This is a genomic window from Nitrococcus sp. (genome assembly GCF_059432795.1).
In genome coordinates this window covers 1-6564 of sequence record NZ_JBXWZQ010000187.1, presented here as the reverse complement: position 1 = coordinate 6564, position 6564 = coordinate 1, and the positions used below count along the sequence as shown (strand labels likewise).

Here is a 6564-nt window from a genome sequence, read left to right as displayed (position 1 = left end):
CTGGGGGCATGTTCATCGCGTTCGCATACTCAGCTTTCCGGCTTAAATGTCAGCCCCGCCCCGGGACCCCAACTAACCCCTCGCGTCGCGCCGGTTGCTGGGGGAATGTTCGGAATGGTGTTACAGGTGAGCTGCCCCCCTCGCCTGTGATGTGTCGCGCCCGCGCGGGGGCAGTCGAAGGGGTGGGGGGCGGCGAAAAACGCCGCCCACCGACCTTACCTCGACTGCAACACGATGAACCCCGCAGAGCGCCCTACTCGCCCTCCTTTGGACCAAGCAAGGAAACATTCTGAACGGCCGGCTCGAATCGCGGCCGTCACCCGGAGGAGACCGACACGCCGGGGGCACAGCGCGATGGGTTGTAACGGCTCGCCGCTTTTGCTGGCGGTCTTGTAGCGGCTTCGCTCAACCCACTGTCTCCTGACAGCTCCCACTCGATTTATCCCAATCTTCGCTTCCCTGTTAGCGAGTCTCCCGCTTAACTGCACCAAGGCTTGCGGTTCTCCGGTTAGCTCTTGAAGTGACGACTGCGACACGCTAGCGGCAACTGTAATAACCTGCGCAAGCAGTTTCCCAAGAAGTGATCGGCTGATTCGCGCTCCATGAGCTGGTAGTTTTACGGAAGCGTACAGGGGGGATCAGCGTGTCGGAAACGCTCTCCTACTATGACCGCCATGCGGCGTTATTTTTCGACGAGACCGTCGACATAGACATGTCGGCCGCTCGCGAGCGTTTTATGGCTTATCTGCCAGCAGACGCCGCGATACTGGATGCCGGCTGCGGTTCGGGACGCGACGCCGCCGCGTTCATGAGCGCGGGCTATAAGGTGAGTGCTTTTGACGGATCGCCCGGGCTCGCGGCCATAGCGGCGGAGCGCCTAGGTCTCGACGTGGCGGTCAAGCGATTCGAGGATCTCACGCTAAAGCCCCGGTTCGACGGCATCTGGGCGTGCGCTAGTCTGCTACACCTCCCCGCCGGACGGCTAAGCGAGGCATTCCAGCGGCTCAGCAACGGATTGCGACCGAACGGCGTGCTGTATGCCTCGTTCAAGTACGGCTCGGGTGAGCGCAATGAATCCGGCCGCCATTTCACGGACCTGGATGAAGAGGGCGTGGCCAAACTCCTGAAAGAGGTGACCACACTCCGCAGTCTGGAAATCTGGATCGCGCCAGACCAGCGTCCGGAGCGAAGCGATAAGCGCTGGCTGAACGCCCTGTTGCGGCTATCGGAGTCGCTGTGCCGGCGCATCTGAGCACGGGCGGTGCCGACGACCCCTTTCTTCCCAAGCTCCTGCACGCCATTGCGCGCGCGGCGGAGATCGATCTGGCAGTTGCCTTCATCAAGAGCAGCGGGCTGGAGCTGATCTTCGGGGCCCTCGCAGAAGCGGTAACGCTGCGCGGCGCTCGCCTGCGCGTTCTCACAAGCGATTACCTGGACGTAACCGATCCCGACGCCTTGCGGAAGCTTCTGCTCCTCGGTGACGAAGGCGCGGACGCGAGAGTCTTCGAGGCCAGGGAGCGAAGCTTTCACCTGAAAGCCTATATATTCGTTCGCGTTGGAGACGGGGAGACTCTCGAAGGCGAAGCCTACGTCGGCTCCAGCAACATCAGCCGCGTCGCGCTAACCGACGGCCTTGAGTGGAACTATCGTATTTCCCACCGCCCCGGCGCCGACGAGGCTGAGGTGGCACGCCTGCAAGAGTTGCGAAAGGCGTTCGCCGCACTGTTTTCCGACAGCAGCACGGTTCCCCTCACGCATGCCTGGATCGAGGCCTACGAGCAGCGCCGGATTATCCGGCGGCTACCGATAGCGCCCGGAGCGGACGATCCCGAGCCGGCACCGCCGCCACCTAATGACGTGCAGGCAGAAGCGCTGGATGCGCTTGCGAGCAGCCGAGCTTCCGGCTACCAGCGCGGTCTGGTGGTGCTCGCCACCGGCCTCGGCAAGACGTATCTGGCGGCATTCGACACCGAGCGCTTCGGCGCCGGCCGGGTACTCTTCGTGGCCCATCGCGAGGAGATCCTGCTGCAGGCGGAAACCACTTTTCAGCGCGTTCGGCCGAAGGCACGGGTGGGCCGATATACCGGTACCCGACGCGATGACGACGTAGATCTGCTGTTCGCCTCCGTGCAAACACTGGGGAAGAAGAGACATCTAGAAGATTTCAGCGCGACACATTTCGATTACATCGTGGTGGACGAGTTTCACCACGCCGCCGCATCCACCTATCGTCGGCTGCTGCAGCATTTCCGACCACGGTTCCTGCTCGGCCTCACCGCTACGCCGAAGCGCACGGACCAGTCCGATATCCTCTCTCTGTGCGACGACAACCTGGTCTACAGCTACAGTCTGTTCGACGGTGTCTCGGCGGGACTGCTCTGCCCGTTCACCTACCAGGGGATTCTCGACGAGCACGTCAACTACGAAGAAATTCCCTGGCGCAACGGGCATTTCGATCCCGACAGCCTGAGCAGCAAACTGGCGACGCTGGCCCGAGCGCGTCACGCGTTGCGTGAGTGGCGAGCCAAGGGGCAGGCGAAGACCCTCGCCTTCTGCGTCTCGCGCCGGCATGCGGACTTCATGGCCGAGCAATTTGCTCGCGCCAAGGTACGTGCCGCGGCCGTCTACAACGGCTCGCGACTGACCCGCAGCGAGGCTCTGGGAAGCCTCGCCTCCGGGAAGATCGACGTCATCTTCTCGGTTGACCTGTTCAACGAGGGCGTGGATCTGCCGGTCATTGACACCGTCATGATGCTGCGCCCGACGGACTCCAAGGTGCTCTTCCTCCAGCAGCTCGGTCGCGGCCTGCGCCAGCATCCCGGCAAGGAACGGCTAGTCGTGCTGGATTTCATCGGTAACCACCGCGGCTTTCTCAACAAGCCCCAGGCGCTCTTCCAGACCGGCGATACCTATCGCGAGCTCGCGCACTTTGCCCGGCGCCTGGAGCGAGAGGAGTTGCCGCTACCCGCGGGGTGTTTCGTCAACTACGACCTCGCAATCATCAATTTCCTGAAGTCGCTGGTTGGGGATGACCTGGTGAGTGACTATGAGGCGTTGAAGGTGTCGCTCGGGCGACGCCCTACCTTTGCGGAGCTGTATCGCGCCGGTATTAGCACCACTCGGCTTCGCAAGCAGTACGGGCAGTGGTGGGCATTTGTCCGCGAGCAGGGCGATCTCTCAGACAATGAGACGCGTTGCCTGGAAGCTCATGGCGAGTTTCTCCGCGAGGTCGAAAAAACGCCGATGACCAAGAGCTTCAAAATGATCGTCCTCGAGACGCTGCTGGACAACGACGGGTTTCGACATTCCCTGCGGCTTTCCGAACTCGCTGAGCAGAGCAGGTCCGCACTCCATCGCCGGCCTGTCCTTCAGACCGATCTTGCCAGGAATGTGCGAGACCTGGACTCGACTTCCGTCGGCGCGTGGCAGCGATACTGGCGCAAGAACCCGATCAAGGCGTGGCTCGGCGAGAATCTGAGCCGTCCAGCAAGAATATGGTTTACGCTTGATGGCGACCGTTTCAGGCCGACCTTCTCGATCAGCGCAGAACAGCTCGCACCGTTCGAGGAGATGGTCCGGCAGCTCGTGGATCAGCGCCTGGCCACCTACCAGTTGCAAAATAGTGCTGCGCGCGATGAAGACGAACTCCCACAAGATGCGGATGTGATCCCGATTCGCCGCCAGAGCACCGACTTGCCATTCTTTCCCAACATCCGCGTGGCATGCGGGCACTTTCGTTCCGGCCGCGCCGATGCCGAGGAATACCGGACGCTGGGGCCGGGCCACGGCCGCCTGGATGCCGGCCGTCACTTCATCGCCCGAGCCAGCGGTAATTCCATGAATGGCGGCAAGAACCCGGTCCGGGATGGCGACTATCTACTGCTCGAGCGCATTGATCCGGACCATGCCGGCTCTATTACGGGCAGCGCTGTCGTGATTGAATGCCAGGAAGCATCAGGCGACGATCAGTACCTTCTACGCGTGGCGGCCAAGACCGTCGACGGGCGCTACATCTTGAAGGCAACAAATCCCGACTACGATGACATGGAGGCGGATGAGAGCATGCGCACGCTCGCTCGCCTCCGCGCAGTGCTGGATCCGCTCGCGCTCGCCACCGGGCAGGTGTTTCTTCGCGAAGAAATCCCCGCGCTGTTCGGCCATGAGTTCAACCCCGGCAACTGGCAGACGGGCCATGTTGTCCTCAAGGAACCCCACGTGCACGTCCTGCTGGTGACCTTGGACAAGCAGGGCAAGGGCCCGCAGCACGGCTACTTCCTGGACGAGCACACGTTTCACTGGCAGAGCCAGAACGCGACCACGCCCACCACTAAGCGGGGGCGGGAGCTCATCGGCCATGAGCAGCTGGCAATCCCCGTGCATTTGTTTGTGCGTAACCGGAAGCTGGATGCGGGTAAACGCGTGCCGTTCCGGTACATGGGCCGCGTCCGCTACGAGCGACACGAGAGTTCTGCTCCCATGAATGTCGTCTGGCAGCTTATCGACTGATCTGCTGCGCCCACGGGTGGCGCTGCCCGATGCCTATGTGGTGGCGCCATCACGCGGCCTCCACCACCAGATGCTTCCCCAGCGCCGCCAGCGCTTGCTCCACGCGCTCGATCTTGGAATGGTGGTCCGGGTGTACCAGGCGCCGGACAATCGTCTCGGAGACCCCTAGACGCTCAGCTAAGGCCACGTTGGTAACGCCTTGATCTCGCATCGCCGTGTAGAGCGCGAGCTTCGCCGCGGTCAGCATCGGCAGCGCCACAATTTCCTGGCCGTCGCCCGCGGCCGATGGCTCTGGGATCGGCCGGCGATCCTCGCCATACCCACCCATCGCCACAACCAGCGCGTCGGCGGCCTCCGCCAGGGCTTCCTCGCGCGTATCTCCCTCGGTCAGCGCCTCGGGCACATCCGGGAACGAGACGACGAAACCGCCGTCTTCCTCCGGTTCGAGATTTACTGGATAGGCGTATCGCATAACCCCCCTCATAGAATATCCTTCGGGTCGAGATAGAATATCCTTCGGGTCGAGCCCAAGCTGCTTGGCAATGGCGCGGAGCAGACCGACTCCGATCTCGTACTTGCGATCCTTCACCGTCGTCTACCGCTCACCGTAGTACAACCGCCCGTGACTGCCCTTGCCGTGCATCTTCACGAAGCGCACCTCCACGCCGCGCTGCTTCCCCAGTTCCCGCACTCGCTTGATGAAGTTCGCTCCGTTCACGGGGGAAGTCTCGTACACTTATGTTCGACGGTCAATTCAAGTGCATCTGCGGTTCCCCCGGTTCCCTGGGCTTTTCAGGTCTGCCGTGGAGACGAGGCCGGGTAGGTGTCTCGCGTTTTCAGGACGAAGCTCTCGCCAAGATCCGCGAAGACCACGCCGGCGTTTACGTCATGCAGAGCGAAGCCTTACTTACGATCGGACGATCCCGGCGACATGGCAGAGCGTGAGGGCCTGCTGTCGGCCTTATTTGTCGGCGAAACGCCTCTGCTCGCGCCAATTTAACGTCATGTCAAGGCGATTCCGGCAGGGGTTCACCGGATGGTTGAATTCAGGCGGGAACCGTCGGTCGCCTCTTTGATCTGAAGCTATGAGGCAGACGCCAGTGTAATGCCAAGGCCGCTAGCCTATTCCGCCTCCCCCGAGCGTGCCGGCCGCGCTGTGTACCCGCAGGCCCTCGGTCATCTCAAGAGGAAGCCATCATGCCACGCAGGAAAACGCACATCGGGTTCAATAATCCATTCCTCATCTGGACTGAACTGGCAATCAAGACCGGTGAAATGATGCTGGCCTCGGCCGCGGTCATCAATCATCGCACGCGGCGTATGCATACGGCAGGCTCCAGGCCGAGTGCGCGTGATCGGCGCGAGTTCGACGTAATGCGGGATGAGAAGCTCAAGGCGGCCGCCCAATCAGCGCAGGCCATGGCCGCGCAGTTTCTGACGCTGGACCCGCTGCTCTGGGTACGGGCATATCGGCAGATGCTGGCGGTGACGGCGGCTATGATGTCGGCGAGCGCAGGTCGCAGCATCCCCCAGCTCGTAGCGCGTCAAGCGAGGCTCATGCGCACGCTTAGCGAGTCGATCGCTCCGATGCTCGCGCTCTCTGCGGCTACCGCCCGACTCGCCCAACGGGGACTCGCGCCGATCCATTCCCGGGCGACGGCCAATGCCAGGCGGCTCGGCAGGTGAAATGCGCTCTCGGTGCGTGGCAACCGCCGGGCGGCGAGTGCAAGTCTCAGAACGTATAACCGAAGCGATCGACATCGGCCGCGTAATGTCGGGCCACCAGCGCGCGCGACTTGCCGGTGTAGTAGTCCCGATAGCCTTGCCGCCCCGTTGCCTGACGCAGGCGCGGCAGGGGCGGCCGGGCGATTCCGATACGCCGGCAAATCTCCGAGAAGTCGTCCCCCAGGCGCTCGTAGCGGGCGATGTAGTCGACGATCAGGTTGCCCCGCAGGTCGAGCACGTAATCCGACTGCAGCGCTTGCGAAATATCGAGCAAATCCTCACGCCCGCGCTGCGGATCGAGCCTGCGCTCGAGAAAGGCCTCGAAGCTCTCGG

5 protein-coding genes and 1 pseudogene are annotated in these 6564 nt (G+C 62.6%); 3 read left to right on the top strand and 3 right to left on the bottom strand.

What is annotated here, in order from left to right; genetic code table 11:
- The first annotated feature begins 643 nt into the window (after positions 1–643).
- Together AC52Q4_RS12850 and AC52Q4_RS12845 are read left to right on the top strand one after the other, a co-directional pair.
- Positions 644–1252: a class I SAM-dependent methyltransferase gene (locus AC52Q4_RS12850; protein WP_495537194.1), complete on the top strand. Its 609-nt coding sequence runs from the start codon at positions 644–646 to the stop codon at positions 1250–1252.
- Positions 1237–4506: a DUF3427 domain-containing protein gene (locus AC52Q4_RS12845; protein ID WP_495537193.1), complete on the top strand. Its 3270-nt coding sequence runs from the start codon at positions 1237–1239 to the stop codon at positions 4504–4506. The genes AC52Q4_RS12850 and AC52Q4_RS12845 overlap by 16 nt, the downstream gene beginning before the upstream one ends.
- 49 nt (positions 4507–4555) lie before the next feature.
- Here AC52Q4_RS12845 and AC52Q4_RS12840 read toward each other — a convergent pair whose 3' ends face one another.
- Both AC52Q4_RS12840 and AC52Q4_RS12835 read right to left on the bottom strand, forming a co-directional pair.
- Positions 4556–4978 carry a type II toxin-antitoxin system HicB family antitoxin gene (locus tag AC52Q4_RS12840; protein ID WP_495537192.1) on the bottom strand — a complete coding sequence of 141 codons (423 nt, stop codon included), beginning with the start codon at positions 4976–4978 and terminating at the stop codon, positions 4556–4558.
- Between the two features lie 123 nt (positions 4979–5101).
- On the bottom strand, positions 5102–5242 hold the full coding sequence (locus AC52Q4_RS12835) for a hypothetical protein (protein WP_495537191.1): 141 nt from the start codon (positions 5240–5242) through the stop codon (positions 5102–5104).
- Between the two features lie 461 nt (positions 5243–5703).
- Between AC52Q4_RS12835 and AC52Q4_RS12830 the strand changes: the two genes are divergently transcribed.
- The gene (locus tag AC52Q4_RS12830; RefSeq protein ID WP_495537190.1) at positions 5704–6192 is read left to right on the top strand and encodes a polyhydroxyalkanoate granule-associated phasin; all 489 of its coding nucleotides are present in this window, start codon (positions 5704–5706) and stop codon (positions 6190–6192) included.
- 46 nt (positions 6193–6238) lie between these two features.
- Here the strand turns inward: AC52Q4_RS12830 and AC52Q4_RS12825 are convergent.
- Positions 6239–6564 (bottom strand): annotated as a pseudogene (locus tag AC52Q4_RS12825) (sulfotransferase family 2 domain-containing protein); the annotation flags it as partial.